The organism is Lysinibacillus sp. FW12, assembly GCF_050817245.1.
Taxonomy (GTDB): domain Bacteria; phylum Bacillota; class Bacilli; order Bacillales_A; family Planococcaceae; genus Lysinibacillus; species Lysinibacillus irui.
This window is the reverse complement of the sequence record NZ_CP139094.1, coordinates 630,742-657,239: the sequence shown is the minus strand read 5'-3', so window position 1 is coordinate 657,239 and position 26,498 is coordinate 630,742. Positions and strand designations below refer to the sequence as shown.

Sequence of the window (26,498 nt, the reverse complement as noted above, 5' to 3'; positions counted from 1 at the left end):
ACCTTTTAACATATTGATAGATTAATGAAAAAATACCTATCCATAACGTCTTGGCATAACCATATACATTTTTCCAAGTTTATTGAAAAAAACTTCCCTTTCAAACACTATGAATGACAAACAGTAGATTTTTGCATATGTACCTTTTCAAAATCACTCATATACCTTAATCATTTTATAATTTGCTGTCAATTTTTAACCACCCAATATTTTACATAAAATGTATAAAAAGTCCCTACAGTAAATTCACTTTAAAAAACAATTAAAAAGCTACCACACTATTAATTGGTAGCTTTTTTTACCCGATTTCTTGATTATTATGCTTATTTTTTTAAAATTTCTTCTGGCACCCTATAAATTTCACTATATTAATAATTTTTACCCTTATAACAACTAAAACTATATACTTACTAAAAGGTTTATTCATATACCAAAAGTTTCATGTTAATCAGATGTATAAATAATTCAAAGACACTATATTTTTTAACACAAAATTTACAAACTTTTAAGTTCCTGTAATATTTCCGAAGCTTCTTTAATGCCTGCATCTGCTGCAAGTCCATACCACTTGATGGCCTCTTTCAGATTTCTAGCTATCCCTTCACCTTTATTGTACATATGCCCTAGCTGTAACTTGGCCTCTGCATCCCCTTGAAGGGCAGCCTGTTTAAACCAATGAATGCCTTTTTCAATATTTCGTATACCTGCAAGCCCATTACTCCATATATACCCCAAATCATAAAAAGCATCTACATGATATTGTTCTGCAGCTCGTTCATACCAAAATAGTGCGCGGTTTACCTCCTTCGTTTGGCCTAGGCGTCCCTCTAAATAAATTCCACCAAGAAGATATTGTGCTTCTACATAACCGGCCTCTGCAGATTGTTTATAGGCATTGAATGCTGCCTCCATATCTACAGTCACGCCTAACCCCTGCTCATATATAATCCCTAGCGTAAACATGGCCTCTGGTACATTCTTTTTAGCAGCATAGTCAAACCATTTTTTTGCTAATGTATAATCTTTCGTTACTCCTTCACCATTAAAGTACATATCCGCTAAATTATTGGCAGCATCCGCATGTCCCTGCATTGACGCCTTTTCATAGTATAAAAAGGCCATCGAATGACTTTCTTCTACTCCAATTCCTTCAAAGTAAAAATTACCTAACATATATTGTGCATCGGCATTCCCTTGAGTCGCAGCTAACTCAAACCATTTCAATGATTTTTCGATCTGAAAATGATTACCTTCCCTAGCATTGTAATATTCACCTAGTTGATACTGTGCATCCGCGTCCTGTTCTTCAACCGCCTCTTTATATAGATCAATCATGACCTCATGATCCAAATCCTCTTCCTCTGAAATAGCAACTTGTTCATTATTTTGGTGGTGGAAGTACCATTCTATAATATCAAGCACATCATCCACTACTTCTATACGATTTGCTAGCTTTTCTAGCGAGGAAATTTGCCAAACAAGTATATAGATTGACTGTGGTATGGCCTCACGCAACACATCGTCATACTCCGCTAACAATGTTAATACATTCTCCTGCACTGATTGGTATTGTTCTGATTGGACAATTTGTAAATGGCGTTGCTGCTGTTCTTTTAATAGCCTCCTCACTATTTGATACAATATTTTTTGCAAGGCTGCTAGGTTAACTTCAGCGAATGTAAGTAATTTTATATTTTGAGCAAACCATGAATTTTCTGTTTGTATCAGATTTTGTAGAGAATCAATTCGTTCTTTGTTTCGCTTAACTAACATTTGCTCGTACATTATTTTCCTCCCTTGCACGCTCTATCAATTACGTCCAAATTTTTTCGAACTTGCTCGAAAAGCTCACCTTCACAACTACCGCTTCACAATCAGAATAAAAATTGCTGAATCAAGCTAAAAAACTGCCTTACCACTATTATATGGAAGACAGTTGAATTTTGGTTACACATACGCTCTCAATAGCAAGCCTACGAATAGGGTGATGATTAAAAAGACTGTAATGTGTGCCCATTTATACATTTCTAATAAGCCAATAAATTCTCTTGTGAATGCGTTTGGAACATAGTAAAAGGCTGTCTTAGAACCAATTCCTTCCGCATCTAATTTTGCCTTTTTCGCATAAATACTTGCACGAAACACATGAAAATTATTCGTAACAAAAATAGAGCGATATTTTTCACCTTGTGCATGATGGTCCATTACCTTTTTCGAAAAGGACATATTTTGTTCTGTATTAGAGGATTGATCCTCTTTTAGAATCTTGTCAGGGGGAATTTGGTGAATATTAATTAAGTATTGTTTCATAGCAAATGCTTCCGATATCCTTTCATCATTCCCTTGCCCACCTGACACAATGATAAAAGGCCTTTCCCCATACTTTTTATATTGCTTCACCGCCTCATCTAAACGACTTGCTAAAAGAGGGGGCACTCTATCACCAATTAACCCTGAGCCCAGAGCAATTATATAGTTAGGTTCATAGCGTATCGGCGTATAATGATACAATATGGCATATGCTAGGACACTTGTGTATAAAAACATTGTATAGCCAAAAATCAAAAATGCATAGAAGAAAAGAATATGCCAAAGGACATTTTCAATTTCAATAAAAATGACAAAAACATACCATATCATCATCATAACAAAACTTAGCCCCAGAATGGCTAACATTAAATTACGTACTTTACGTCCTTCCTTTTCCAATAATACTTTACTATTGAAAAACATGGCGATTGATAAAATAAACATAATGCTAGGAAAGCTTGCTAATATAATAAATATCCCCATTTCTGAAATAATCCCCTGATCATTTGGCAGCAATAACGGATAATGGATCATAAGTAATCGAATAACATATACACCTATCAAACCAAGAGCTACCACATTGAGAAAGCGCCTTTTTTCTGTTAGGTACAACAGGAAAAATATTGAAATTAATATTATGAATGTTAGTAGCATCACTTCACCCCTTCCTATTACTTCATTTTTACAATCATTGTATCTGTCACTACTTGTTCAATTTTTTTGATAGAGCCCAATTATCTGAAGCGTTTGTTTTATTTTTTAATAAAGTTCATGTAATATTACTATATAAGAAATAGTTTATGACCAAACTCAAAATTATATTGGAGGAATGTAAGTAATGAAAAAAATTCTTGCCGCTCTTTTTGCAGCGACACTGATATTTTCAACGGTTGGTGCAACATTATTCATTTCAGATACACCAACGGCAGAAGCTAAATCCTATAAATCAGGTAAAAAAGGCTTCTCTAACAATAATAATAGCTCGAATATCCAGAAATCACAGGATACTTCTAAAGATCAAAACAATGCAACAACAAATAAATCTAATTCAACATCTACTAATAAAGTGGATACTACTAAAAAAGGTGGCTTTTTCTCAGGAGGTCTGATGAAAGGCTTAATGCTTGGGGGACTTGCTGGTTTATTATTCGGTAGTCTATTTAGTGGTATGGGGTTACTCGGAAATATTTTAGGTTTATTAATTAACGTAGCTGCAATTGTCGTTATTGTGATGCTTGTCATAAAAATTGTGAATATGTTTAAAGATAAAAAGCGTAAAGAGGAAGCACAATGGCACAAATAATTAATGAGCAAGATATTATTAATGCGATTTGTTTATCTCAGGCATATTATAAAAACATCCGCCCAGAAGATGTGCTAGTTGAATTAACATACGATGATGATACAGGCTTCGGTGCTGAGGTTGAAGTAAACGGTCAAATTGAGATGCTCAATACGGCAGCCATGATTGGCGCATTACGTGTTTGGATTAAAGACGTTCTACATGGTGACCCTTTCTCAACAGGAATTGAGCTAGTTTTAGACGATGAAGAAGGCATTATTGCCAAATTATCATAATAAAAATAGCAGTACAATGAATCCTTCATAAGATTCATCGTACTGCTATTTTACTTTTTCATCCGTTTCTTCACCTCTTCTTTTTCTTCTTCATTAAGAGAAAAATCGACTATTGAACGGCCAAGCATTAATAGCATGATAAACATGACTCCCGTACCAACAATTAAATAGATCATTGTGAAAACTTTAGAATATGCCGTAGTTGGATAGAGCCCTGTTTCTACGCCTGTTGGAATCAAACTGACAACTGCAAAATACATAGCGTCCAGCCAATACCATCCTTCAGTCCCCTTGTAAAACAATGTTCCTGAAAGAATGATTAAAAACAGTGTAGTAAATAATGAGATAAACTGTGGTCGCTTAAATGACCTCCACAATCCTTTCGCTAATCTTTTAGCAGATAATATAAATGAGAGCATCCCTAACCTCCTTTTTTCTGAACGTTCTATAACATAGTTAGACTATACGTTGTTTTTAACAAAAACGTCAAAAGGTAGAGGCAAATTACCTCTACCTTGTAAACTTTATTTAATCAATACATGACTAAGGTTTGTAAATATTTTCGCTGCTTGACCTCTCGTTGTGGCAGATTCCGGAGAGTATTTCCCCTGATTCCCTGTCACAATCCCTAATTCATATAACATAGAGACTGCACGTTTTGTTTCAGCATTATAGGAGGCTACATCTGAAAATGGCGATTCAGCTTTTGCAATATATGGCTGATTAAATTGTTGCTCATAGGCACGTTGAATCATTAATGCTAATTGGGCACGTGTAACAGACTGTCCAGGATTAAATTTCCCATCCGTTCCCTTTACGAGACCATGTACATATGCTGCTGCAATTTCAGACTGCATTGTAGCATCATAGTTTGCAATGTCCGTAAATGGTGCTTTTTCCGTTGTAGTTAAGCCCAAGCTTCTTACAAGAATAGCAGCAGCTTGAGCACGAGTTAGACTACTCTCAGGTCGAAATGTACCATCGGGATAACCATTCATAATACCGGTTTCTGCTACATTTTGAATATACTCTTTCGCCCAATGATTCTCTGTATCTGTGAAACTTATTGCTCCCCTTGTAGTAAACGTAACTGTAGGGTTTTGAACACTCTCATTTCCAGCTGCATCTATTGCTTTGATTGAAACACTGTAGGCAGTATTTTCTGTTAAATTTTCGAGCGTCATCTTAGTAGTATTCGCATTCAATGTACTGGCTAACTTACCATTCACATAAACATTGTAATTTGTCACACCTACATTATCCATTGCTTCTTGCCAGCTCACCTCTACCGTTGTCTTATCCTTCATATCTATTTGGATTGCCTTCGTTACATCCCATAGAGAACTTGTTTTAATGATTGGTAAAAATGCTTCATTGGCTACCGCAAAGTAACCCGCTTCGCTTAAATGAATGTTTTCTGGATTTGGTAGGTAGTTAGGAACATCCTTTGCCACAACATCATGTGTTGGTACAAAAATGGCCCCTGCTTTTTCAGCTGTTGTTTTGATTGTTGCATTTACTGTAGTCAATAACAGCTTAAATTGCTTTTGTAAGTTCTCACTATAGTAAGGGAAAGAATTATAATAGCCCATCACATATACTTCCGCATGTGGATTTAACTTTTTAATTTCAGCTAGAATCGAAGCTATATTAGATACAGCTTCTTTAGTTGCTTTTACGATAGCTACAGTATCAATCCCTGTAGTTTGCGACTCCTTTAAAAGAGGCAATAAATCATTTGCCCCAGCAGTTAATGTAATAATCTCTGCTTCTTTTATAGAAGCTCTTAATTTTACCTGCTCCTTTGTATAACCAAAACCTGTTACTGTCTTTTCTACATCGTTTTGTAGATCAGCTAAAACATTTTTGGTTGTGTAGCCAGACATAGCAAAGCCTTTATTATATGAAGCAAGAAAGCCATTTTGCTGTAGAGCCTGTGCAATAAAATCTGTGTAACCTAAACCTATTACACCTACCTCATTCATTCCATGTGCTAATGAGTCCCCCAGTGCTAAATAATCAGTCTGTATAACCCAACTCGGGGCTATGTAATCACTTTGTTCTTCTGCATTAGCTACTGCCGGTATGGTTAATTGCAAAGCTAGTATACTTGCGGCCACATAACGAAATTTTTTTGATAATCGCATATACGCTCTCCTCCATTTAGAAAATAGTCATTGTTTTCACTATTTTACTAGAGGAGGGTTAAAAAAAGGTTAAAATATAACAATCTTTTTAAATTTTTTCATCTTGTATCTAATCTGTCTGAATCTTTCCATAGACACCACCACCACCAACCTCTATTGCTAGTTGGCCTGTTCTTGCTAAATCAATTAAATGAGCAATTTTATGAGGTACTATTCGTTCAAGCTCTTCAATCGTTACATTATGCAGAATATCCATTTCTGTACCAAATGCTTCTATCAAACGTTCCATCATTTTCGGCCCAATACCTGGGATAAAATCAAGGGGGACCTGATGAATATAAGGTGGTCGATATCTTTCTTTCAAAAAATCCTCAGATAGCTCATGTATGCGTGTAGCGACCCCTTTTATGATTTGAGTACTTCCACAGACAGTACAAACCGTTACTTCGTTACTTAGCTGTTCACCACATTTGGCACAGACTGTCTGATGATATTTGCCAAGCAATGGGTTTAGGCCATAATTGGCAATTACTGCTCGACCTTGTTGTTCATGAAGGGCCATTTTTAGTTCTGTAAAATTAGCTTCCTCTAAGCGTAACTTTTGATACTCACGTGCCAATTTCCCAAGTGAATGGGCATCCGAATTACTAACAAACGTGTACGCCTGAAGTTCTTTAATGTGGCTCACCATGTCTGTATCTGAACTTAAGCCTAATTCAATCGCATCTATTAGTTGAGGATCAAAAACTTCCGTTAAACTGCGAAGAACCCCTTTGCCAAACAAACTTTTAAAAGGAGTAAATACATGTGCAGGTATAAAAAGCCCTCCCAATTCATGCACCCTTTGCTGCAAAGTTCGTCCATCACAATATATACGCTGTGAACTTAAGTGAATATTTTTCATATATTGGGACATCCATGTTGAAAAATGCTTCATGAGCTTAAGAGTAGGAAAGTAAGCAAGCACATGAATAGGACCATGGCAATATTGATCATAGATTTCTATTTCCGATCCCGGTATCAAAGTTGTTTCTTGAAAGCGTAATCCTCCTTCCTTCAGTTCCTTTAATTCACCTCGTTCGATCATGTCCATCATTTCTTCAATGACCTCAGGTGAATGACAATCAATAATACCAATCATATCTAACCCTTTTCTTGCACTCGCCATCTCTAAAATCCTAGCTAATGTTAATGTTTTACTGCCAGTAATTTTCACAGCACGCCCCTTATAAGTACGCCCAATATGAATATGTAAATCTGCATAGAATTCTTTCATTTTCATGACTCCTTTAGCTTTTTTAAAACGAAAATACCTTACATCACTGCAAGGCATTTTCATTTATTATGATGGATGATTGTTGGTCGTGCTATTATTAGTCTCGTAAGCACCAGAACCAGGTGTTGGCATAGAAGAAGAATCATAAGCCACTAATGTCACACCAATCTTTTTTTCAAGTTCATTAATTTTTGCAAGTTGTTGTGGATCTAATTGAGCAAATTTTATATTATCCATTATCATCATCCTTTCAATCATAAAGTTCCCTGAAATCATGATAACTATGCAAATAATAATACATCCACTTGATTGCCATAAATCTTCGCTTTCACGCTAATAAACAATCGTCCCAAACTAATCTTTTAAGCTGACGAGTAGGAATGTTAATCCAAAGACTCATGTCCTGCAACAACTGAAGTCGTATTGTCTTTTTTAAGGTCTAGAGGAAAATGACTGACTATCAGTCATTTTTTGTTGACATTCATTTTCTTCTCCTGTAACATACTAATCAAGTAAGGCAAAAGTGAGGGATTGCATGTCAAAGGAAGAAAAGATTATTCAAGCTGCTATTGAAGTTTTTCGTGAAAAAGGAATTGAAAAAACAAAGGTTTCGGATATCGTCAAAGCTGCAGGGATTGCCCAAGGAACTTTTTATCTCTATTTCCCGTCTCGCCTTTCTGTTATGCCTGCTATTGCAAAACATATGGTTGAAAGAATTATTGTAACCTTAGAAGAAGGTATTTCTATTGATAAACCTTTTGACCAACAACTAGAAGAGGTTGTTGAGATGATTTTCTTAATTACGAAAGAATATGGCGATATCGTTGCACTCATTTATGCGGGTATTGCTCAAACAGAGCATTTAAAAGAATGGGAAAATATTTACGCCCCTTATTATGCTTGGATGGGTAATTTTTTATTATCTGCTCAGCAACAAGGAATGATTCGTGATTCTATCGATCCATCACGTTCAGCAAAGCTTATTATTGGTCTCATAGAATCTGCTGCAGAACAAATTTATTTGTTTGATGATAGCAAAGATGAAACGATGAAGCTACTAAAGCTTGAGCTTCTAGACTTTTTATATCATGCACTTGGCCTACGTCACACATAAGTGGCGTTCTTCTTTACCTCGAAAATGACTGAATGTCAGTCATTAATATACTATATGAAAGGAAATTTTTTATGCAAAAAGAATGGGTTTATGTTGGACTAACAAGTTTATTTGAGTTGTTTTGGATATTTGGTTTTAATGTAGCTAACTCTTGGTGGCATTGGGTTATTATTGTGTCTATGATTGCTCTTGATTTTCACTTTTTATCAAAAGCATGTGAAAACTTACCTACTGGCACAGTCTACGCTATTTTTGCTGGAGCAGGTGCAATCGGTACTACATTAATGGATATTTTTATTTTCGATGGAGAGTTTAATGCCATTAAAGGTATTTTTATGTTGATTTTAGTATCAGGCGTTATCGGGTTAAAACTTGCAGATAGCTCATCAGCAGAGCATGAAGAACAGAAAGAGGTGAATGCATAATGGGTTGGATATATATAGTATTAGCAGCAATGTCAGAAATTATAGGTGTTGTAGGTTTACGCTTTTATAGTCAAAATAAAACCGTACGAAATTTATTAATATATATCGGTGGCTTTGGATTATCATTCGCCCTTTTATATGCATCATTCAATTATTTACAGTTAAGCATTGCCTATGTTGTTTGGGTTGGTATTGGTACTGTTGGCGCTGTGCTTGTAAATATCATTTTCTTTGGAGAATCAAAAAACCTAACACGTATTATAAGTATTATTGCTATTATCATTGGTGTTGCAGGTTTAAAAGCAGTCTCTTAATCGGACAATATTACAGGACGCCCCTCAGAGGCGTCCTTTTTAATCCACTTCTTGCTGTATCCAACCTTTTCCTTCTATTGTTCTTGTTACAATCATACTTGCCACAGTATCACCTGTAGCATTTACCATTGTAGCAGGAGGGTCTACTACTACTCCTATAGCAGAGATCATCGGTAAAGCTTGAACTGGTAGACCGTACAATGTGACTATAAGCATTTCTCCAATGAAACCTCCACCTGGAATACCACTCATCACAATACCTGATAGTAAGGCGACGCCAATTGCGGTTACAAAAGTACTGAATCCTGTAAAATCCATATTAAACACACCGAAAACAAACGCTATTTTCAATATGGCGGACAAGCATGAGCCATCCATATGAATGGTGGCACCAAGCGGTAATACGGTTTCACGAATATCCTTTGGCACTCCAATCTGTTTGGCAGCTGTTAGATTAACAGGCAGTGTTGCAAAGCTACTTCCTGTACCTAATGCTGTCACAGCAGGCGTTAAAATATTTTGCCAGAACTTTATAACTCCTACTTTTCCACCTGCAATAAAAGCGTATAAAGTAAAGCCGATTAAAAAATAAAGGATAGCAACAGGATAGTAGAGAATGATGGCTTTAGCATAATCCCCAAGCAATGCCGCTCCAAAATCCCCTATTAATGTTGCAAAATAAGCCATTAATCCAATTGGTGCATAGTACATCACTAGCTTGATGACCTTCATAAATACTTCCGAACCACTTATTAAAAAACGCGCAAACGGCTTACCTGCTTCTCCTGCTAATCCTGTGCCAAGCCCGATTAAGACAGCAAATAAAATAAGTGCTAGCATATTACTTCTGGATAATAAATTCATAAAATCAGGCACAGTGAAGGTGTTAACTAATTGTTCAGCAAAGCTTAAATCCTCTGTTGTTTCAGGGGATACAATCTGAACGGATACCTCAGCCCCAGGGGGATAAATAGTAACAGCAATTAACATGATAATGGCGGCAATAATGCCTGTTGCTATAAATACGAGCATCATTGAGCCCATAATTTTACCTAAACGTTTGAGGCTTTCCATACTAGCAACGGAGGATGCAATGGAGAAAAACACTAATGGCACAACAATCATAAATAATAAATTAATAAAAATATCACCAAAAGGCTTTAACACCGTAGCCTTCTCACCAAAAAGCAAGCCAATAATAACACCTAGAAGAATGGCAATTAATAAAAACATAGAAAACCGATAAGCCCTCAGTTTTCCCATCTTCACATCCCTTCAAGGATCATTTACACTTCAGTGATATTGCTTGTAAATTTTTTAAGCATGCTCCGAAGAACAATGTGACTTGCTAGACGCTATAAAAATTCGTATATCCCCTCTGCAATAAACTCCGCTGGGCCTCGCATCCAAACATGGTCATCGTCAGCCCATCGTATGTTTAAGTCACCTCCACTCAGATGAACAGTTATCTCTTCTCCCCTCTGACAAAAACCATTTAAAATAGCAGCTACTACTGCAGCACAAGCACCTGTTCCACACGCCTCCGTAACACCAGAACCTCGCTCCCAAACTCTAAATTGTAAGGCTTTTGAATGGATGACCTGTACAAATTCAACATTAACACGATTAGGAAATCTCACATCATTTTCTATAATGCCTCCTAGTGTTCTTAACGGCGCTTTTTCTATATCATCGATAAAAAATACCGCGTTTGGATTTCCTAAAAACAACGCTGTTAGGAACAAATTATGTGGAGGCACTGTAAATAATTCATTGATGACGAGCTTATTAGGGGTACCTAACATCGGTATATCTTTACGATACAATAAAGGTTTACCCATATCGACAATCACATCTATGACTGTATTATCCTGAACCACTACCTCTACGTACATAATGCCTGCTTTTGTTTCAATTGTAAAAAACTTTGGTCGCACAATATGGCGTTCAAAAATATATTTTGCAACACAGCGAAGTCCGTTTCCACAGTTAGATCCCTCTGTACCATCCTTATTAAAAATGCGCATACCACAGTCAGCAATTTTAGAAGGTTGAATAATAATTAATCCATCCGAGCCAATGCCTGTATGGACATTTGCTATCTTTTTAGCTAATTCACAAAAGATATTGTCATTATAATCATACCTGAAAAGATCAAGATAAATATAGCTGTTGCCAATACCATGCATTTTCGTAAAGGCTATTTTCATACATTCACTCCTTGTAAAGGATGGTAGATGTATAGACTTTTAACTTTCTTATGATTGGTTAACCTTTTTGGCAAATTGCTCTGGAACATATGTAAGATAAGGCTTACCAGTTAGTGGATGTATTTGAATATCAGCAAAAACATGAAATACTTCCCGTAACAACGTTGGAGTAAGTACTTCTTCTGGCGTCCCATGACAAACTATTCGTCCATTCTGTAAAACGTAAATTTGATCACAGTACATTGCTGCGATATTTAAGTCATGTAAAGCCGCGACTACAGTTAAATGTAGAGTTTGAATTAAGTCCATAAGCTGGAGTTGATGCTGTATATCTAAATGATTCGTCGGCTCATCTAATATCAATACCTTAGCTTGTTGTGCCAGAGCACGTGCAACCATTACGCGCTTTTTCTCTCCACCGGAAAGAGAGCTAAAGCTTCGTTTCTCCAAATGTGAAATACCAGTTTGTAGAAGAGCATCTGCCACAATTCGGAAATCTTGTTCTTGATCAAGCTCCAATAGTTTTTTATGTGGCGTTCTTCCCATACTGACTAAATCATGTACGGTGAAGTCAAATAAAACAGGTGTTTCTTGACTAACAACGGCTAAATTTTTAGCAATCGATTTACTTGATTGCTTTAAAATATCTTGTTCGTTTAATAATACCGTACCACTTTCCGGTTTTAGCAGACGATACATATTTTTTAGCAATGTGGATTTGCCGCTACCATTAGGGCCAATGAGTCCAACAAGTTGTTTTTCTTTTATTTGAATACTTACTTCATGTAGTATACGCTCATCGTAAATGGAGAATGATAGCTGCTTTGCTTCTAATGTCATATAAGTTAGTCTCCTTCACCGAAAGAATAATTGTTACGACGGAGTAGCCAAATAAAAAATGGTCCTCCACAAAAGGCCGTTATAATACCAATTGGCATTTCTTGAGGTGCGATGATTATTCGGGCAAAAGCATCTGCCCACACTAAAAAGATTCCTCCAATTAAAGCACTAATAGGTATCACATATTTATAGTTTGACCCCACAATTAACCGAACGATATGTGGAATGATTAATCCCACAAATCCAATAGAGCCACTGACTGCGACAAGTACACCAGTTAACAACGAAACAAGTAAAATGAGCTGAATACGAAATTGCTGTAAATTAACCCCTAACGTTACAGCTGCCTCTTCCCCTAGTAATAATAAATTTAAATTTCGATAGTGTAGCCATAGTAGCCCAAATACGAGGAAGAATATGAAAGCCGGGATTACAATATTATTCCACTTGGCTCCAGCTAGACTCCCTAGCATCCAAAACATAACAGCCTTTAAAGCCCCTTCTTGTTTCGACATCATCAAAATGAAATTGGAAACGGCCGTTAAAATAAAGGACACAGCCATCCCCGCCAATAACAAGCGAAAAATTGAGACACGACCACCAACTCGTGATAAGAAAAATACGAGCGCAATGGCAAGTAATGACCCTAAAAATGCAGATACAGAAAGAGCATAGATTCCTAAAAATGAAAAGGCACCTAAAATAATTACTGAGGTCGCTCCAACAGCTGCACCTGACGAAATCCCTAATATATAAGGGTCAGCAATGGAATTTCTCACAAGTGCCTGAATTGCTGCCCCAGCAATAGCTAGACCAGCTCCAACAATAGCTGCGAGTAAAACACGTGGTGCTCTTATTTGCCAAATAATGATTTCCTGTGAGCGACTCCAGTCTTGCTCTATGCCATTTTGTATAATGGGGATTTTAGAAAGAATAACTTTCCATACATAGAAGGGTGTAACTGATACAGACCCAACCATAACGGCTATTGTCATAGAAACGATTAATACGAAGAAAAGTATTAAGGAAAAAAACATAAATTTTTTATTCATCCGTTTAAAGCTCCTACTAAGTATTGATGGATGAAGCAATAAAAAAAGGTATTCCATACGAAAATACGCATAGAAATACCCTAGATTAAACAAAGTCAGAAAATATCCAGCTATTGTCCGTAATTGCTTGCATCCTCGTGGGCATTACAGGTATTACTAATGGCAGGTCTCCTGGCTTCGAATCAGCATCCTATAATGGCCTTCCCATACTAACACAGTGGCAAAAAATATTATAAGACTCCTCGTTACAGTTGCGGGACAGCGTCGGACTTCCACCGACTTCCCTTTTAAGTGACATTCAAAAAATATCACACCAATAGTACTTAAAGTTATAAAATTGTGACGATTCTATCATACATTTTTATAATTAGTTAGTCTACACTATAATTGAGTTAACTTAAAATTAAAATAAGGTTGACACAATTATATTCGTTTTTTACACTAGCAGTAAGAAGGTTTATAACGAGGTGAAATTTATGGCTACTGCTACACAACAGAGTCATCATAAATTAAGAACTATTGACATTACCTATATTGGGTTATTCTCAACACTTATGATGATAGGGGCTAATATTACCTCCTTTGCCCCATTTATGATGGTGGGTGGTGTACCGATTACACTACAAACGTTTTTTGCTATTTTAGCAGGACTGGTTCTTGGTAGCAGAAAGGGTGCGCTCGCCTGTACAGTTTATATGTGCATAGGATTAGCAGGAGCGCCTGTTTTTGCTCGTTTTGGTGGGGGAGTTGGACAAATTTTAAGCCCTACCTTTGGGTTTATTATTACATTTATTGGAGCAGCATTTGTTGCAGGACTAATTGTAGAACGAAGTGCAACAAAGAAAAGCTATATTGCGGCAGCGTTAATCGCAACTGCGCTTAATTATTTCCTAGGGACAAATTGGATGTATTTTGCCTACAAACTATGGGCAAGTGCACCAGAGGTCTTTTCATATAAACTAGCTTGGCTCTGGATGATCCCCCCACTACCAAAAGATTTTATCTTAGCGATTTTCGCTGGCATCCTCGCCTATCGATTACAAAAAACATTGAAAATCATGCCCATTCAATAAATAATTCCTCACATCTTTCTTGTTAGATGAAAGATGTGATTTGATTTTTGGTAGTAGATCATGTCCATTATTTCTGCACATTTATTTGCTACAGTATTAGCAAATAGTGAGGAGGATATGACATGATATTCAAACAAAAATGGTCAATGGCACTACTATCAGTATTAGCTTTACTTACTTTATCTGCTTGTACGGAGGATCAAACGAAGCCTGCGTCTACATCTAATCATACGACTGAAGAAATGGATCATTCGACAATGAACCATTCAAGTTCAGGCGAAGTACCAGCTACATTAAAAATTGCTGAAAATCCGAAGTTTCCTGTAGGAAGTACAGCTATTATTACGAACGGGCATATGGACGGTATGAAAGGTGCAGAAGCAGAAATAGTCGGGGCCTATGATACGACTGCTTATGTTATTTCCTATGAACCAACTACAGGTGAAGAACCTGTTAAAAATCATAAGTGGGTCATTCACGAAGAATTAATTGATCCCGAAGAAGCACCTCTGGCTCCTGGTACAGAAGTAAAAACGGATGCAGCGCATATGGAAGGTATGGAAAATGCGCTTGTCCATATTGAAGAGGCTGTACAAACAACTGTTTATATGGTGGATTACACTTCCACTTTAAATGGTGAGGCAGTAAAAAATCATAAATGGGTAACAGAAGAAGAGTTAACTTCAAAATAATTTAAACAACCTCTCCCAGTAGGTATGGTAGAGGTTGTTTTCTAGTTTTTATGTTCAAGTGCTGCGGACTTATGCCATTTATAACCGATACCCCATACTGTTTGTAAATAATCATCCGCAGGGAAGCCGCTTTTTCTTAATTTTTCTCGTAAATTACGCACATGTGAATCAATCGTACGATCTTCAATCATTACATTATATCCCCAAACTGTGTTGATAAGATGTTCTCTGGAAAATACTTTATTTTGATGATTTAAAAATAAGGCTAGCATGGAAAATTCCTTTGGTGTTAATGAGATTGCCTTTTGTTGAAAATAAAGTTCAAACGCTTCCTTATCTAATCGTAGCCCCTCAAAGCATATAACTTTTTCATCTATTTTCGCCCTTCTTAATACCGCATGTATACGCGCTAATAACTCTTCCTCATCAAAAGGCTTTAAAATATAATCATCAGCACCCATGTTTAAGCCTTTTACAATATCAGCATGCTCTCCTTTTGCCGTAAGCATAATAATAGGCACATCCCAAAACTTCCTAATTTCCTGGCAAGCTTGCCACCCATCCATCTCCGGCATCATAATATCCAACAGAACTAAATCCACATGCTCTTCTTCTAAATAATCGAGTCCTTCTAGAACGGACGACATGGCTCTACAATGAAAAGTAGGCTCTAAGTAAAGGGTCAATAGATCTAACATTCTTGGCTCATCGTCTATGCATAAAATAGTCTTCATTCGCTTCTACTCCCTTAAACAATAATTCAAAAGTAGTTCCTTTATTGATTTCACTGCTAACCTTCACTTTCCCCCCATGTGCCTCTACCAATTCCTTAACAATAGCAAGTCCTAGACCAGAGCCACCTAGAGCACGACTACGGGATTTTTCCACTCGATAAAACCGTTCGAAAATATAAGGTACATCCTCCGCTGGAATCCCTTTTCCTGTATCTTTCACAATAATGCTTATCACATCTTTGTTTTTTTTAACAGTGACTGAGGTGGTTTCTCCAGGTGCACAGTAGATTAACGCGTTATTTAATAGATTAAGGAGGATTTGCTCTAGTCTTGCTTCATCTGCCCATAGAAGTAAGCCTTTTTCACAATGTACATCGAAATATATACCTTTCTCTTGAAAAGCAGGATGTAATTTTTCTTCCATGCTTGTAATAAATGAATGTAGCTGGATACATTGTTTTTCAATTACAAATGAGTTTTCATCCATTTTCGCTAAATCAAATAAATCCTTGATGAGTCGAGAAAGTCTATTGGTTTCTTCTATTATAATGGCTAAATACTTTTGACGATCTTGCTCTATCAAATCCCGTTTGGCAAGAATGTCGGTATAGCCTTTAATAAATGTTAGTGGGGTGCGGAGCTCATGTGCAATGCTTGACAAAAACTCCTTACGCTCTTGCCTTAAATGATTTAAGTCATTAGACAACAGTTGGATGGCATTCGCTAAATCACCAAGTTCGTCTTTTGAATTCGTAGAAAGGTCGACTGTAAAATCACCTTTACTCATGTTCAATGTAGCCTCTTTCATCTGGATTAATGGTTTTGCAAGCTTTTTAGATAGCACGATAATCACCGCTATAGTGACAAGACCAGAAACAATGCCAACTATAAGAAAATGCTTATTTAAACGTTTCATTAAGGCGTGGATGGAATCTGTATGTTGAAACATAAAAACGTAGCCAATCGTTGTTTGCTGTTCTTTAATAGGACTGATAGTGGCAATAGCCTTAGCCTCTTGCCAGTTAGCTTGCAATACTCTTCCCTTATAAGGTATTTCCCCGTCTATCTTACTGAACATATCTCTAATTTCTGGATGGGGTTGCGATGAAGCTAGTATTTCTCCCTGATGATTAGTAACCACTACATCCGTACTTTCATCCGATTCCATAAGTACTATATGGGCCAAGGTTTCGTTATTAAAGTTCTGTTCTAATATTGTACGATGGGAGTTTCCCCTTGCTTGTAAGCTTGCTAATTCCTCTTCAACACGAGAATTAGTCAAGGAGGCATGTAAAAAAAACATCATAAATGTTTCGATACAAAATAATGTGATGAAAAAAATGATACCTAACTTCAGTGATAACTTTCTCATCTATAACCACCATTTTTCTTTTTCTTAAAAGTATAACGTGTAAATGTGAAAAATCCATGCAGAAGTAAAAAAAGCCCATAAGTATATTGAATACCTATGGGTCAGATTAATTTAAATGTATTTTTTTGCCCAGTTTAAGAAGTTATCAATGACAACGTCAAGGAATTTCACAGTGCCTTCATCTGTTAAATTGCCTTCTGCATCGAATTTAGTGTGAACAGCACCAATATAAACATCATTGCCACTTAGTAATGGTGAGTTAATACCAGGAGAGAATAAAATATCACGTAAATGTAATTGAGCTTTTACAGTACCTAAGTTCCCCATAGATGCGCCCATAATGATAGATGGCTTACCAATCATTACTTTATCTACACGAGACAACCAGTCAATGGCATTAACCATCACACCTGGAACTGTACCATTATATTCTGGTGTAACCCATAGCACAGCATCTGCTGCTTTTACTTTTGCTTTAAAATCAAGAACTTCTTGTGGTGCTTCATTTTCGATATCTTGATTGTACATTGGTAAATCCTTTAAGCTTAAAACTTCAAGCTCTAATTTTTCTGTATAACGCTTTTGAATAAAGTGAGCTAATTGCATGTTATAAGATTCTTTACGAATACTACCAACGATGGCTACTACTTTCATGATGTTTCCTCCTAAATGTACATTAAACTTAGTATTTGTATAGCTATTGTATTTTATACCACTTTAATAGTAAGTGGCAAATTCTTCAACTGGCTTTCGATAACCACGAAGACGACGACTACTTTCTTTTTCTTTCCCAATTGTGATCATTAGAGCTATTTCATGTGTTTCTGGTACATTAAATAGTTCACGCATTTTTTGATCATCAAAACCAATCATTGGACAAGTGTCCCAGCCGCGATTTTTTGCAGCTAGCATAAATAACATAGCAGACAAAGATGCATTACGAATTGCTTCATCTTTCATAAATGCATCCCCACGTTCTTCATAAAAGTTTGTATTTTCAGCTACTAGCTCATCTAATTCACAAGCTGTAATAATACCTAAATCAACCATACCTTGACTTAATTCAGCAGTATTTTTATACGCCTCTTTATCACCTAATACAAGTATTACCGCTGAAGCTGAATGTACTTTATATTGTCCATAGGCTGCTTCTCGAACCTTTTCTTTCATATCTTCATCCAACACCACTATATAATTAGCATGTTGTAAGTTAAATGCTGATGGAGCGAGCTTAACATCCTCCAAAATAGGACGTATGTCTTCCACAGTCAATTTGACGTCCTTGAGAAAATTATTAGCAGAGCGACGCTTATCAATCAGCTTGGAAAATTCCATTTTTAAACCCCCAATACAGTTATGTATTCATTCAGTAGAGAAACATCTCTCTACTGAATGGAATAGTATTACTCATATTCTTTATCGAACGTAATAGAGCTTCTTACAGTGTCAATTGGACGTACAAGTCCTTCAATCTGTGCGCGTTTAGGTTCTAAAAATGGTGGTAATGATAATTTTTCTCCTAGTGTTTCATATGGCTCGTCTCCCATAAATCCAGGACCGTCAGTAGCTAATTCAAATAAAATTTGCGGTGCAACTCGTGCGTACAATGATTCAAAGAAATGACGATTTACATAGCCAGATGTGTGGAAACCAAAGCTTTCAAAGCGTGCAGTCCATTCATCTAATACCGCACGATCTTCTACACGGAAGGCTGCATGGTGAACTGTGCCAAAACCTTGACGAGCAACTGGTAACACAGTGTTATGCTCAACAATTATTTGAGCGCCATTCCCTCCCTCACCTACTTCAAATAGGTGGAAGTCGCCTTCTTCAGCAATTTCTTTAAAGAGCATTACTTTTTCTAACATATCTTTAAAGTATTTAAAATTAGCCACACGGACGAATACTGGACCTAGTCCTGTAATCGCATATTCAAGTGGAATAGGGCCATCTTGCCAAGGCGTACCAGAAGCAACACCTGTATTATGTTCATCAGAAATAAGCTGATAGTGCTGATCGTCAAAATCAACGAACGACAGAGTTTTCGCACCAAATTGTTCCTTAATACCAGTATGTTTTACATTTAAACGATCAAAGCGTTTAACCCAATAATCTAAAGCTGCATCCGTTGGTACACGGAAAGAAGTTTTTGAAATTTCATTTGTACCATGCACTCCTTTTGGAATGTTCGGGAAATCAAAGAATGTCATATCAGTTCCTGCACTACCTTTATCATCCGCAAAGAATAGATGATATGTTTGAATATCATCCTGATTCACTGTTTTCTTCACTAAACGCATTCCTAAAACAAATGTAAAGAATTTGTAATTCTCTTCAGCACTACTTGTGATAGCCGTTACATGGTGTACACCTTTTAAATGATTCATTTTCTATTCCTCCTATTTATCTCGATATCGAGATATATGTGTAAAAATTTTTTTATTGTTTTAAAGCATTTTTGCCAACCTTTTTAAGAGACAAAATCATTGTGTCCAGCTCTTGAGATTCCAATACTTCAAAAATCTCATTTATTTTTTGTTCATGCTTAGGGAAAATCTCTTCCATCAATGTCTGTCCCTCATACGTTAATAATACGTAAGTAACACGACGATCTTTTGGACACGCCTTTCGATATACAAAGCCTTTTTGTTCGAGCTTATCAATCACATAGGTAATACTACTACTTGCAATTAATATTTTTTTACCAATTACTTGAATAGGTTGTTCTCCACGATGGTACAAAAATTCAAGAACCGAAAACTCGGTTTGATTTAAATCATATTGAAGTAAATCTCTTTTAGTTGCATCCTGAATCGTTTGATATGCTCGGAACAAGACCGTAAATGCTTTTAAGTTACGATTGTTATCCTTCATACGACTCCCTCTTTTACTTCGAATTCAATTATCTTTAATTCGAGATAATAATAACACATTCATTTTTAATCGGCAACTATTTTCTTTCTTCATGTTTGTTATCTTCTTGTACGGGTAGAAGGTAGTTGTAACTTATAAAGGAGGATTCTAAATGAAAAAAGATGTAAATCAAAAACAACAGCAGCTAGAAGCATTCCGAGTAAGTGATAAAGGTCAACCTCTCACAACCAATCAAGGCTTGAAAATATCAGAAGATGAACATTCATTAAAAGCAGGTGAACGAGGACCTACTTTAATGGAAGATTTTCATTTTCGTGAAAAGATGACGCATTTTGATCATGAACGAATTCCTGAAAGAGTAGTACACGCACGTGGATCTGCAGCACACGGAATTTTTGAAACATATGAATGTGCAAGTGACATTACAAAGGCACAATTTTTAAACGGAAAAGGAACCAAAACACCTGTCTTTGTTCGTTTTTCTACTGTTGCAGGCTCAAGAGGCTCAGCAGATACTGTCCGTGATGCACGTGGCTTCGCTACAAAATTTTATACACAGGAAGGTAATTACGATTTAGTCGGCAATAATATTCCTGTATTTTTTATTCAGGACGCTATTAAATTCCCCGATTTTGTACACGCAGTAAAGCCTGAACCGAATAACGAAATTCCTCAAGCTCAAAGTGCCCATGATACATTTTGGGATTTCATTGCAAACAATCAGGAATCTGCTCATATGGTGATGTGGCATATGTCGGATAGATCCATTCCACGAAGTTACCGAATGATGGAGGGCTTTGGTGTGAATACCTACCGCTTCGTCAATAAAGAAGGAAAAGCGCATTTTGTTAAATTTCATTGGAAACCTAAACTTGGCGTTAAATCACTTGTCTGGGATGAGGCACAAATCATTGCCGGAAAAGATCCCGATTTCCATCGTAGAGATTTATGGGAATCAATAGAGCGTGGTCATTTTCCAGAGTGGGAGTTGGGTGTGCAGCTAATTCCTGTTGAAGATGAGTTTAAATTTAGTTTTGATATTCTCGATGCCACAAAAATATGGCCAGAAGAGGAAGTTCCAGTACGCATTCTTGGTAAGATGACATTAAATAAAAACGTTGATAATTTCTTTGCTGAAACAGAGCAAGCTGCATTCCATGTCGGACATGTTGTACCTGGTATTGATTTTTCAAACGACCCTTTATTACAAGGTCGCTTATTCTCTTATACAGATACGCAGTTAATAAGACTTGGAGGACCAAACTTCCATGAAATCCCTATTAATAAACCGATCTGTCCTTTCCATAATAATCAGCGTGATGGCTATGGCCGACAAACAATCAATGTTGGGCAGGTTAGCTATCATAAAAATTCCTTAGCTAGTAATACACCAAGCCCTGTCTCTGAAGCAGATGGAGGATACACACATTATCAGGAAAAAGTGGAAGGCCATAAATTACGTGCACGTAGCGATAGTTTTAAAGACCATTTTTCACAAGCGAGATTATTCTGGCTTAGTATGACAGAAATTGAGAAAAAGCATATCATCAATGCCTTTAGCTTTGAATTAGGAAAAGTAAAGAATAAATCGATTCGAAAACAGGTTGTAGATATGTTTGCTCATGTCAGTTATACACTCGCAGCGTCTATCGCAGATAATATTGGTATTATTCCGCCAGTACAAAAAGAGGTACCCCCTATTACACAAACTTCACCTGCTGTTAGCCAGATCATCAATGCTGTTGAAAGTGCCCAAACTTCTAAAGTAGCGGTAATCGTTTCAGAAAACACGAATGAAAAATTAAATGATCTGATTGCTACTCTATTAAGTGAAAATATAGTAGTTGAACTTGTGAGTACTAAACAGGGCATAATAAATGGTTATGAAGTTCACGAAACATTTTCTACTACTTCTTCAGTGCTCTATGATGGTGTTTATGTTACGGGGACATTCCAAGATTCCTCACTACAAGTAAAATCAGAACAGTTCATTGAAGAGGCCTATCAACATTGTAAAACGATAGGCTTTACAGAAAATATTTCGTTTTTACAGCATATTGCCAATCAAAATGGTGTGACAAACAATCTAAACTCTTTTATTCATTTACTTGCAAAACATCGACATTGGGTACGCTAATCAAAAAGCCAGCTAACGTTTGTTAGCTGGCTCATATTATTTAATTCGTTTAAATTCCTTTTCATTGCCGTCAACAAACTCTACATCCACCTCAATGGATTGGAAGCTATCATCAATATTAAATACTTTGATTACTTGATCAATCACTTCATCATTAGGCGTTGTCGAATCAAAATTCAACTGCTTAAATAACGGCTCTAATTTTGTATAAGCCTCATCACCCTGCAGTTTTTCATTTTTTCGATCATCTTGTAACTTTGCCTCTATCCCTGTTTTCTTATCCTCATACTCTACCTCATAAGACTCCGTTGCAGAGTAATCAACATCTAACGAAAACTCAATAAAATTAAATGTCATTTGGTCTGTAGGCGTTTCACCAGTTTGTTGACTAGCATTCTGATCTGCTGGTGCATTAGCAGGTACATCCTTAACTTCATCCTTATTACAACCATAAAGAATGACAGTGACTAAAGAAACTGCTAATAAAAGTTTACATTTCATATAGACACTCCTTTCTTACATATTCTTCCCCGTTTCCTTTCAAACTAACCTAAAAAAGACATCCCCTTCAATTGATCTGACCCAAAAAAGTTAGACATATTTAGTTAAGCTACTTCTAAGACCTGAGTTCGGTACTCCACCGGGCTTAGGTCTTTTAATTTTGCCTTCATTCGTTTGTGATTGTAATAGTGAATATAGTCATGAAGTTCCTGTTCGAAATGTGCCATGGATTCAAATTCTTGTAGATACAGGAGTTCAGATTTTAATAAGCCAAAGAAATTTTCTATGACTGCGTTATCTAAACAATTGCCCTTACGGGACATACTTTGCGTAATCCCATGTTGTTTTAAGGTTCGTTGATACTTTTTCATTTGATAGTGCCAACCTTGATCCGAATGAAGAACGACTTGATCACCTGATTGAATGCGCTCCAATGCTTGTTCTAGCATATCATGGACGAGGTTATACACTGGACGATTCATTACCGTGTATGCAATAATTTCGCCATTACATAAATCAAGGACTGGTGATAAATAGCGTTTCTCACCAAATAGATGGAACTCTGTCACGTCTGTTACCCATTTCTCGTTCATTTTTTTCGCTGTAAAATCACGTTGTAATATGTTTGGGGCAATTTTTCCGACTTTTCCTTTATACGAACGATATTTCCTCATGCGGACTTCACATTTTATGCCAATGGCATTCATCAAACCGTTAATCGTTTTGGGATCATGAACAATGCCGTATTTTTTAAGTTCTTTAGCAATCCGACGATAGCCATAACGTCCCTTATGTTCATGATAAATGGACTGAATTGCGACTTTCACATCAGCGTATTTATCAGTACGATTCAAACGCTTTTCCCAGTAATAATACGTACTACGTGGAATATCAGCGACTTTGATTAATTCCACCACTTCATAGATTTCCTTTAGTTCGTAAATTACTTGCGCTTTGATTTGGTTGGTAATTTTTCTTTCATTTGAACTAAAGTATTCAACTTTTTTAAGTATGCATTCTCCATTTCTAATTGTTTAATACGTGCTGTTAACGCCTCAACAGACCCTTCAGCTGGTATTGATTTCGTTGTTCTTTTTGTGTCTTTTTTCATGGATGGACGCCCCTTTTTCTTGGAAACAAGAGCATCATAACCACCAACTTCAAACTTTAATTTCCAACCCCGAATTAAGCCAGAAGATGAAATATTAAAGAGAGCAGCTGTATCAACTGAAGATGTACCTGTCTCGTTCATATAATTTAGTACATTCATTTTATAGTCAGCTGAATAGTTTGTATAGGACTTTAAGAAAGTCTCTACACCATTTTTTTGATATCGGCGAACCCATTCACTTACAACCCTTTTTGTCACTCCGATGTCTTCTGCGATTTCAATCATAGATTCATCTCCATTTAAGTATCGCTGGACTGCTTGAATACGTTGTTCAGCCTTTACTTTTGCCATAAAAAAACCCCCGTAAAAGTTAGATTGGTGTCTAACTTTTACGGGGCAGTTCAAATTGAGGAGATGTCTTTGGATTTATTAATAGTAGAAGTTGCGATCACTTGTATTTTCTTGAATTGCTTTTGCTAAACGGACAGTTGAAACAGCAAGGTCTGCATAAGACACATTCTTAGTGGCATTAAAGTTATTTTGCTGTAAATCAATTAGTCCCATACCATTTGCTATGGCAATATGACCTGCATACGCTGGATCAATAGATGCCGCATCAGCAAAGTTTAGTTTGTAAATCTCCTTTAATTTCGCAACATTTTCTAATTGTAAAATTTTAACTGACCAAACTGCTAGCTCTTGGCGTGTTAACGTTTCATCAATTGCGAATTGATTTGCTGGTTGTAAAATTCCCATTCTTACTGCTTGTTCAACAGTTCCATATAATGGATGATTTTTATCGATATTGTTGAACGATTGCTTCTCTCCATCTCCGCCACCGTAATAGCCATATGTTAACGATTTCAGTAAAATCTTTAATGCCTCACCCTTTGTTATAGCAGCATCCGCGTTAAAGTTTGCTAAATCTTTAACTTCTAACACATTTTGATTTAAAAGATAATTTAATTCATTGGCTGCTGTAGGGTGTGAAATCGTAGGCTTCTCTTTTGAGCTATCTACCTGATATAACCACTCACCAGTAATTGCATCAATTTGATTAACTACACTACCATTGAAGATAGGAGCATACACTAAATCATACTGTTGTTTATCTTCTGTATTTTGTTTTACATATTGTAGCTGTAATGTAAGTGCATTACTATATGCCTCTTTTGCTTTTTCATTTGGTATTGCTTGGCTAATAGACGGCCAGTTATTTATCTTTTGTTTATTAACATTCAATGAAAGTAGTGATCCATCAGAGTCAATACCTACACTTATTTCATCTCCAACAACTGCAATACCATTCACTATGCGTGGGAAGGAGAAGTAATATGTTTTACTATATTCATCAATTGCGGGCTCATCGATCGGCATTGAATACTCATGTAAATAAGAAGGAGACCATTGCTTTAAGTATTCAATCGCCTTCGATAATGCAGCATCCTTAGAAATGACATTTGTTTTATCAGAATTTGTAAAGTCTCTCTTTAGATCGTGATACTGTACAATGTCGCCTGTGGCCTTATTAATTTCAAAAGTGGTACCAGAACCACCATTACTGTACATATACATATAATTTATTGAATAAATTGTCTCACCATTTTCATTTTCTCTTTCATCAACCATTTCAATATTGAGCTTTGCCTTGTCATCGTCAACTTTTAAGAAAGTTTTAGCAAATTCTTCAGCGTCTGCTACTGTCATACCACTTTTTCTTGGTGGTAACTGCTGTGAAGATATTTTTATGGCACTCTTCGTTTTTGGAACTTGTGTAGAAAAGCCATTCGTTGTTTGCCATTGCCCCGTTAAAGCATGTACACCATTAAATCCTGAAGCTGGCATATAGACAAGCTTCACATTACGTGTATCTGAAGAATAATCAACATAATAACGAAGTTCAACCGCTAAATTATCACGTACTTGTGAAACCATTTCTTCCTCATTCTTTTTCTCACTTACATTATCAAAGGATGCTTTATTTATAGATTCTGTATTACGATACATTCCTGTTATTTCTCCATTAGCAAGAACATCAATAGTAATACTTTGATCACCAATCAGCACATCATTATAAGTTGGTGAATAAGAGAATGAATACGTAATTGGTTGGGATAATGGTCGATTGAATCCCATGTTAATATAGTTTAATCCATCATTACGGAGTTTATAGTTCTCTGTATTTGCAAATTTTTTCAGGAAATCTTCTGCAATTTTTTTTGCTTCATTCTCTGAATATTTTGCGGGATACATTGCTTCTGTAATATTAGCTGGCTGGTAATAGAAATGCTCTAACTCTAAATCTTCTCCTTTAAATGTAAAGCCACCATAAATATCTTTACCATTCACTGTTTTATGGAAGTTTAAATCATAACGGACAGTTGTATCATCTCTATAGAAATGACCTCCCCCAGAATTAAAGTCGTTATCCGTTACAAAACTGAACTCATTAGGGAATAGTGCACGTAATTTTTTAATCAGCATGCTTTTTGTAACCTTTGTCTCTGATGCTGCAAGCTGAATTTCAATGCGCTCTGATGGTTCCTTCACATTTGCAGATGCTTGGGAAATTGGTGTAAGAACACCAACTGAAAATGCTGTAGCCGTTAAAATAATACCTAACTTTTTAAATTTACCCAAAATATCCCTCCTAAAATACTATTTACCATAATTATAATATACTTTACTATAATTAGAAATGCATTTGACAGTAAATTTCCACAAAGGAAACATATATT

General features: G+C 36.3%; 27 protein-coding genes and 1 riboswitch. Of the genes, 8 read left to right on the top strand and 19 right to left on the bottom strand.

The annotated features are described in order from the left end of the window. Positions 1 to 495 precede the first annotated feature (495 nt). A complete protein-coding gene (locus SJW71_RS03420; protein ID WP_274794625.1) occupies positions 496 to 1,785 on the bottom strand; it encodes an SEL1-like repeat protein in 1,290 nt (429 codons plus the stop codon). Between the two features lie 162 nt (positions 1,786 to 1,947). Next, positions 1,948 to 2,964, bottom strand: a complete 1,017-nt coding sequence (locus SJW71_RS03415; protein ID WP_274794626.1) for a YdcF family protein — start codon at positions 2,962 to 2,964, stop codon at positions 1,948 to 1,950. Between the two features lie 184 nt (positions 2,965 to 3,148). On the opposite strand from SJW71_RS03415, the gene SJW71_RS03410 reads away from it, so the two are divergent. Next, a complete protein-coding gene (locus tag SJW71_RS03410) occupies positions 3,149 to 3,613 on the top strand; it encodes a hypothetical protein (RefSeq protein ID WP_274794627.1) in 465 nt (154 codons plus the stop codon). Next, entirely contained in the window at positions 3,601 to 3,888 is a 288-nt protein-coding gene (locus SJW71_RS03405; protein ID WP_274794628.1) for a DUF2653 family protein, read from the top strand. Before SJW71_RS03410 ends, SJW71_RS03405 begins: the two co-directional genes overlap by 13 nt. Before the next feature lie 50 nt (positions 3,889 to 3,938). On the opposite strand, the gene SJW71_RS03400 is transcribed toward SJW71_RS03405, so the two are convergent. The 4 genes from SJW71_RS03400 to SJW71_RS03385 all read right to left on the bottom strand — a co-directional run bounded on the left by SJW71_RS03400 (position 3,939) and on the right by SJW71_RS03385 (position 7,548). After that, a complete protein-coding gene (locus tag SJW71_RS03400; protein ID WP_274794629.1) occupies positions 3,939 to 4,307 on the bottom strand; it encodes an ion channel in 369 nt (122 codons plus the stop codon). A 105-nt stretch (positions 4,308 to 4,412) separates the two neighbouring features. Further along, entirely contained in the window at positions 4,413 to 6,035 is a 1,623-nt protein-coding gene (locus SJW71_RS03395; RefSeq protein WP_312507148.1) for an S-layer homology domain-containing protein, read from the bottom strand. Between the two features lie 109 nt (positions 6,036 to 6,144). Next, positions 6,145 to 7,311 carry an endonuclease Q family protein gene (locus tag SJW71_RS03390; protein ID WP_407136154.1) on the bottom strand — a complete coding sequence of 389 codons (1,167 nt, stop codon included), beginning with the start codon at positions 7,309 to 7,311 and terminating at the stop codon, positions 6,145 to 6,147. Between the two features lie 66 nt (positions 7,312 to 7,377). Continuing rightward, the gene (locus SJW71_RS03385) at positions 7,378 to 7,548 is read right to left on the bottom strand and encodes a hypothetical protein (protein ID WP_274797398.1); all 171 of its coding nucleotides are present in this window, start codon (positions 7,546 to 7,548) and stop codon (positions 7,378 to 7,380) included. 298 nt (positions 7,549 to 7,846) lie between these two features. Between SJW71_RS03385 and SJW71_RS03380 the strand changes: the two genes are divergently transcribed. From SJW71_RS03380 to SJW71_RS03370, 3 genes are all read left to right on the top strand, one after another. Next, complete coding sequence (locus SJW71_RS03380; protein ID WP_431811750.1) at positions 7,847 to 8,425, top strand: TetR family transcriptional regulator; 579 nt, start codon at positions 7,847 to 7,849, stop codon at positions 8,423 to 8,425. 71 nt (positions 8,426 to 8,496) lie between these two features. Next, positions 8,497 to 8,850 carry a DMT family transporter gene (locus tag SJW71_RS03375; protein WP_312507147.1) on the top strand — a complete coding sequence of 118 codons (354 nt, stop codon included), beginning with the start codon at positions 8,497 to 8,499 and terminating at the stop codon, positions 8,848 to 8,850. Beyond that, positions 8,850 to 9,164, top strand: a complete 315-nt coding sequence (locus tag SJW71_RS03370) for a DMT family transporter (RefSeq protein WP_274794634.1) — start codon at positions 8,850 to 8,852, stop codon at positions 9,162 to 9,164. The genes SJW71_RS03375 and SJW71_RS03370 overlap by 1 nt, the downstream gene beginning before the upstream one ends. A 39-nt stretch (positions 9,165 to 9,203) precedes the next feature. Here SJW71_RS03370 and SJW71_RS03365 read toward each other — a convergent pair whose 3' ends face one another. The 4 genes from SJW71_RS03365 to SJW71_RS03350 all read right to left on the bottom strand — a co-directional run bounded on the left by SJW71_RS03365 (position 9,204) and on the right by SJW71_RS03350 (position 13,266). Further along, positions 9,204 to 10,427: a dicarboxylate/amino acid:cation symporter gene (locus tag SJW71_RS03365; protein ID WP_431811749.1), complete on the bottom strand. Its 1,224-nt coding sequence runs from the start codon at positions 10,425 to 10,427 to the stop codon at positions 9,204 to 9,206. Between the two features lie 92 nt (positions 10,428 to 10,519). Next, entirely contained in the window at positions 10,520 to 11,374 is an 855-nt protein-coding gene (gene dapF, locus SJW71_RS03360) for a diaminopimelate epimerase (RefSeq protein ID WP_431811748.1), read from the bottom strand. A 48-nt stretch (positions 11,375 to 11,422) separates the two neighbouring features. Next, positions 11,423 to 12,214, bottom strand: coding sequence for a heme ABC transporter ATP-binding protein (locus SJW71_RS03355; protein ID WP_274794637.1), 792 nt, complete (start codon positions 12,212 to 12,214; stop codon positions 11,423 to 11,425). A 5-nt stretch (positions 12,215 to 12,219) separates the two neighbouring features. Next, the gene (locus SJW71_RS03350) at positions 12,220 to 13,266 is read right to left on the bottom strand and encodes a FecCD family ABC transporter permease (protein ID WP_312507145.1); all 1,047 of its coding nucleotides are present in this window, start codon (positions 13,264 to 13,266) and stop codon (positions 12,220 to 12,222) included. Between the two features lie 144 nt (positions 13,267 to 13,410). Then, a riboswitch (cobalamin riboswitch) is annotated at positions 13,411 to 13,599 on the bottom strand. 143 nt (positions 13,600 to 13,742) lie between these two features. Between SJW71_RS03350 and SJW71_RS03345 the strand changes: the two genes are divergently transcribed. Beyond that, a complete protein-coding gene (locus SJW71_RS03345; RefSeq protein WP_274794639.1) occupies positions 13,743 to 14,339 on the top strand; it encodes a biotin transporter BioY in 597 nt (198 codons plus the stop codon). Between the two features lie 122 nt (positions 14,340 to 14,461). Then, positions 14,462 to 15,031 (top strand): YdhK family protein, encoded by a 570-nt coding sequence (locus SJW71_RS03340; protein WP_274794640.1) that lies wholly within the window; start codon positions 14,462 to 14,464, stop codon positions 15,029 to 15,031. A gap of 41 nt (positions 15,032 to 15,072) precedes the next feature. Here the strand turns inward: SJW71_RS03340 and SJW71_RS03335 are convergent, their stop codons facing one another. The 6 genes from SJW71_RS03335 to SJW71_RS03310 all read right to left on the bottom strand — a co-directional run bounded on the left by SJW71_RS03335 (position 15,073) and on the right by SJW71_RS03310 (position 20,011). Further along, the gene (locus SJW71_RS03335; RefSeq protein WP_322606710.1) at positions 15,073 to 15,765 is read right to left on the bottom strand and encodes a response regulator transcription factor; all 693 of its coding nucleotides are present in this window, start codon (positions 15,763 to 15,765) and stop codon (positions 15,073 to 15,075) included. Continuing rightward, complete coding sequence (locus SJW71_RS03330) at positions 15,737 to 17,137, bottom strand: HAMP domain-containing sensor histidine kinase (protein ID WP_274794642.1); 1,401 nt, start codon at positions 17,135 to 17,137, stop codon at positions 15,737 to 15,739. Before SJW71_RS03330 ends, SJW71_RS03335 begins: the two co-directional genes overlap by 29 nt. A 111-nt stretch (positions 17,138 to 17,248) precedes the next feature. Continuing rightward, positions 17,249 to 17,791 (bottom strand): NADPH-dependent FMN reductase, encoded by a 543-nt coding sequence (locus SJW71_RS03325; protein WP_274794643.1) that lies wholly within the window; start codon positions 17,789 to 17,791, stop codon positions 17,249 to 17,251. 63 nt (positions 17,792 to 17,854) lie between these two features. Continuing rightward, a complete protein-coding gene (locus tag SJW71_RS03320; RefSeq protein WP_431811747.1) occupies positions 17,855 to 18,472 on the bottom strand; it encodes a nitroreductase family protein in 618 nt (205 codons plus the stop codon). A 68-nt stretch (positions 18,473 to 18,540) separates the two neighbouring features. Then, positions 18,541 to 19,524, bottom strand: a complete 984-nt coding sequence (locus tag SJW71_RS03315) for a ring-cleaving dioxygenase (protein WP_274794645.1) — start codon at positions 19,522 to 19,524, stop codon at positions 18,541 to 18,543. Between the two features lie 52 nt (positions 19,525 to 19,576). Beyond that, positions 19,577 to 20,011 carry a MarR family winged helix-turn-helix transcriptional regulator gene (locus SJW71_RS03310; protein WP_312507141.1) on the bottom strand — a complete coding sequence of 145 codons (435 nt, stop codon included), beginning with the start codon at positions 20,009 to 20,011 and terminating at the stop codon, positions 19,577 to 19,579. Between the two features lie 151 nt (positions 20,012 to 20,162). Between SJW71_RS03310 and SJW71_RS03305 the strand changes: the two genes are divergently transcribed. Beyond that, entirely contained in the window at positions 20,163 to 22,148 is a 1,986-nt protein-coding gene (locus SJW71_RS03305; protein WP_431811746.1) for a catalase, read from the top strand. Positions 22,149 to 22,184: 36 nt separating this feature from the next. On the opposite strand, the gene SJW71_RS03300 is transcribed toward SJW71_RS03305, so the two are convergent. From SJW71_RS03300 to SJW71_RS03290, 3 genes are all read right to left on the bottom strand, one after another. After that, on the bottom strand, positions 22,185 to 22,649 hold the full coding sequence (locus SJW71_RS03300; RefSeq protein ID WP_274794648.1) for a YusW family protein: 465 nt from the start codon (positions 22,647 to 22,649) through the stop codon (positions 22,185 to 22,187). A 104-nt stretch (positions 22,650 to 22,753) separates the two neighbouring features. After that, positions 22,754 to 24,111, bottom strand: a protein-coding gene (locus SJW71_RS03295; protein WP_274793488.1) for an IS3 family transposase whose coding sequence is annotated in 2 segments (ribosomal slippage) — positions 22,754 to 23,658 and positions 23,658 to 24,111 — 1,359 coding nt in all. Because the reading frame shifts where the segments join, the coding sequence is not laid out codon by codon here. A gap of 78 nt (positions 24,112 to 24,189) precedes the next feature. Beyond that, on the bottom strand, positions 24,190 to 26,400 hold the full coding sequence (locus SJW71_RS03290; protein ID WP_431811745.1) for a YcdB/YcdC domain-containing protein: 2,211 nt from the start codon (positions 26,398 to 26,400) through the stop codon (positions 24,190 to 24,192). Positions 26,401 to 26,498: the final 98 nt, after the last annotated feature.

Excerpts from the sequence above, each read along its gene's own strand:
- SJW71_RS03420 (WP_274794625.1), bottom strand. The coding sequence starts at position 1,785 with ATGTACGAGCAAATGTTAGTTAAGCGAAACAAAGAACGAATTGATTCT.
- SJW71_RS03415 (WP_274794626.1), bottom strand. The coding sequence starts at position 2,964 with ATGCTACTAACATTCATAATATTAATTTCAATATTTTTCCTGTTGTAC.
- SJW71_RS03410 (WP_274794627.1), top strand. The coding sequence starts at position 3,149 with ATGAAAAAAATTCTTGCCGCTCTTTTTGCAGCGACACTGATATTTTCA.
- SJW71_RS03405 (WP_274794628.1), top strand. The coding sequence starts at position 3,601 with ATGGCACAAATAATTAATGAGCAAGATATTATTAATGCGATTTGTTTA.
- SJW71_RS03400 (WP_274794629.1), bottom strand. The coding sequence starts at position 4,307 with ATGCTCTCATTTATATTATCTGCTAAAAGATTAGCGAAAGGATTGTGG.
- SJW71_RS03395 (WP_312507148.1), bottom strand. The coding sequence starts at position 6,035 with ATGCGATTATCAAAAAAATTTCGTTATGTGGCCGCAAGTATACTAGCT.
- SJW71_RS03390 (WP_407136154.1), bottom strand. The coding sequence starts at position 7,311 with ATGAAAGAATTCTATGCAGATTTACATATTCATATTGGGCGTACTTAT.
- SJW71_RS03385 (WP_274797398.1), bottom strand. The coding sequence starts at position 7,548 with ATGGATAATATAAAATTTGCTCAATTAGATCCACAACAACTTGCAAAA.
- SJW71_RS03380 (WP_431811750.1), top strand. The coding sequence starts at position 7,847 with ATGTCAAAGGAAGAAAAGATTATTCAAGCTGCTATTGAAGTTTTTCGT.
- SJW71_RS03375 (WP_312507147.1), top strand. The coding sequence starts at position 8,497 with ATGCAAAAAGAATGGGTTTATGTTGGACTAACAAGTTTATTTGAGTTG.
- SJW71_RS03370 (WP_274794634.1), top strand. The coding sequence starts at position 8,850 with ATGGGTTGGATATATATAGTATTAGCAGCAATGTCAGAAATTATAGGT.
- SJW71_RS03365 (WP_431811749.1), bottom strand. The coding sequence starts at position 10,427 with ATGGGAAAACTGAGGGCTTATCGGTTTTCTATGTTTTTATTAATTGCC.
- dapF (WP_431811748.1), bottom strand. The coding sequence starts at position 11,374 with ATGAAAATAGCCTTTACGAAAATGCATGGTATTGGCAACAGCTATATT.
- SJW71_RS03355 (WP_274794637.1), bottom strand. The coding sequence starts at position 12,214 with ATGACATTAGAAGCAAAGCAGCTATCATTCTCCATTTACGATGAGCGT.
- SJW71_RS03350 (WP_312507145.1), bottom strand. The coding sequence starts at position 13,266 with ATGAATAAAAAATTTATGTTTTTTTCCTTAATACTTTTCTTCGTATTA.
- SJW71_RS03345 (WP_274794639.1), top strand. The coding sequence starts at position 13,743 with ATGGCTACTGCTACACAACAGAGTCATCATAAATTAAGAACTATTGAC.
- SJW71_RS03340 (WP_274794640.1), top strand. The coding sequence starts at position 14,462 with ATGATATTCAAACAAAAATGGTCAATGGCACTACTATCAGTATTAGCT.
- SJW71_RS03335 (WP_322606710.1), bottom strand. The coding sequence starts at position 15,765 with ATGAAGACTATTTTATGCATAGACGATGAGCCAAGAATGTTAGATCTA.
- SJW71_RS03330 (WP_274794642.1), bottom strand. The coding sequence starts at position 17,137 with ATGAGAAAGTTATCACTGAAGTTAGGTATCATTTTTTTCATCACATTA.
- SJW71_RS03325 (WP_274794643.1), bottom strand. The coding sequence starts at position 17,791 with ATGAAAGTAGTAGCCATCGTTGGTAGTATTCGTAAAGAATCTTATAAC.
- SJW71_RS03320 (WP_431811747.1), bottom strand. The coding sequence starts at position 18,472 with ATGGAATTTTCCAAGCTGATTGATAAGCGTCGCTCTGCTAATAATTTT.
- SJW71_RS03315 (WP_274794645.1), bottom strand. The coding sequence starts at position 19,524 with ATGAATCATTTAAAAGGTGTACACCATGTAACGGCTATCACAAGTAGT.
- SJW71_RS03310 (WP_312507141.1), bottom strand. The coding sequence starts at position 20,011 with ATGAAGGATAACAATCGTAACTTAAAAGCATTTACGGTCTTGTTCCGA.
- SJW71_RS03305 (WP_431811746.1), top strand. The coding sequence starts at position 20,163 with ATGAAAAAAGATGTAAATCAAAAACAACAGCAGCTAGAAGCATTCCGA.
- SJW71_RS03300 (WP_274794648.1), bottom strand. The coding sequence starts at position 22,649 with ATGAAATGTAAACTTTTATTAGCAGTTTCTTTAGTCACTGTCATTCTT.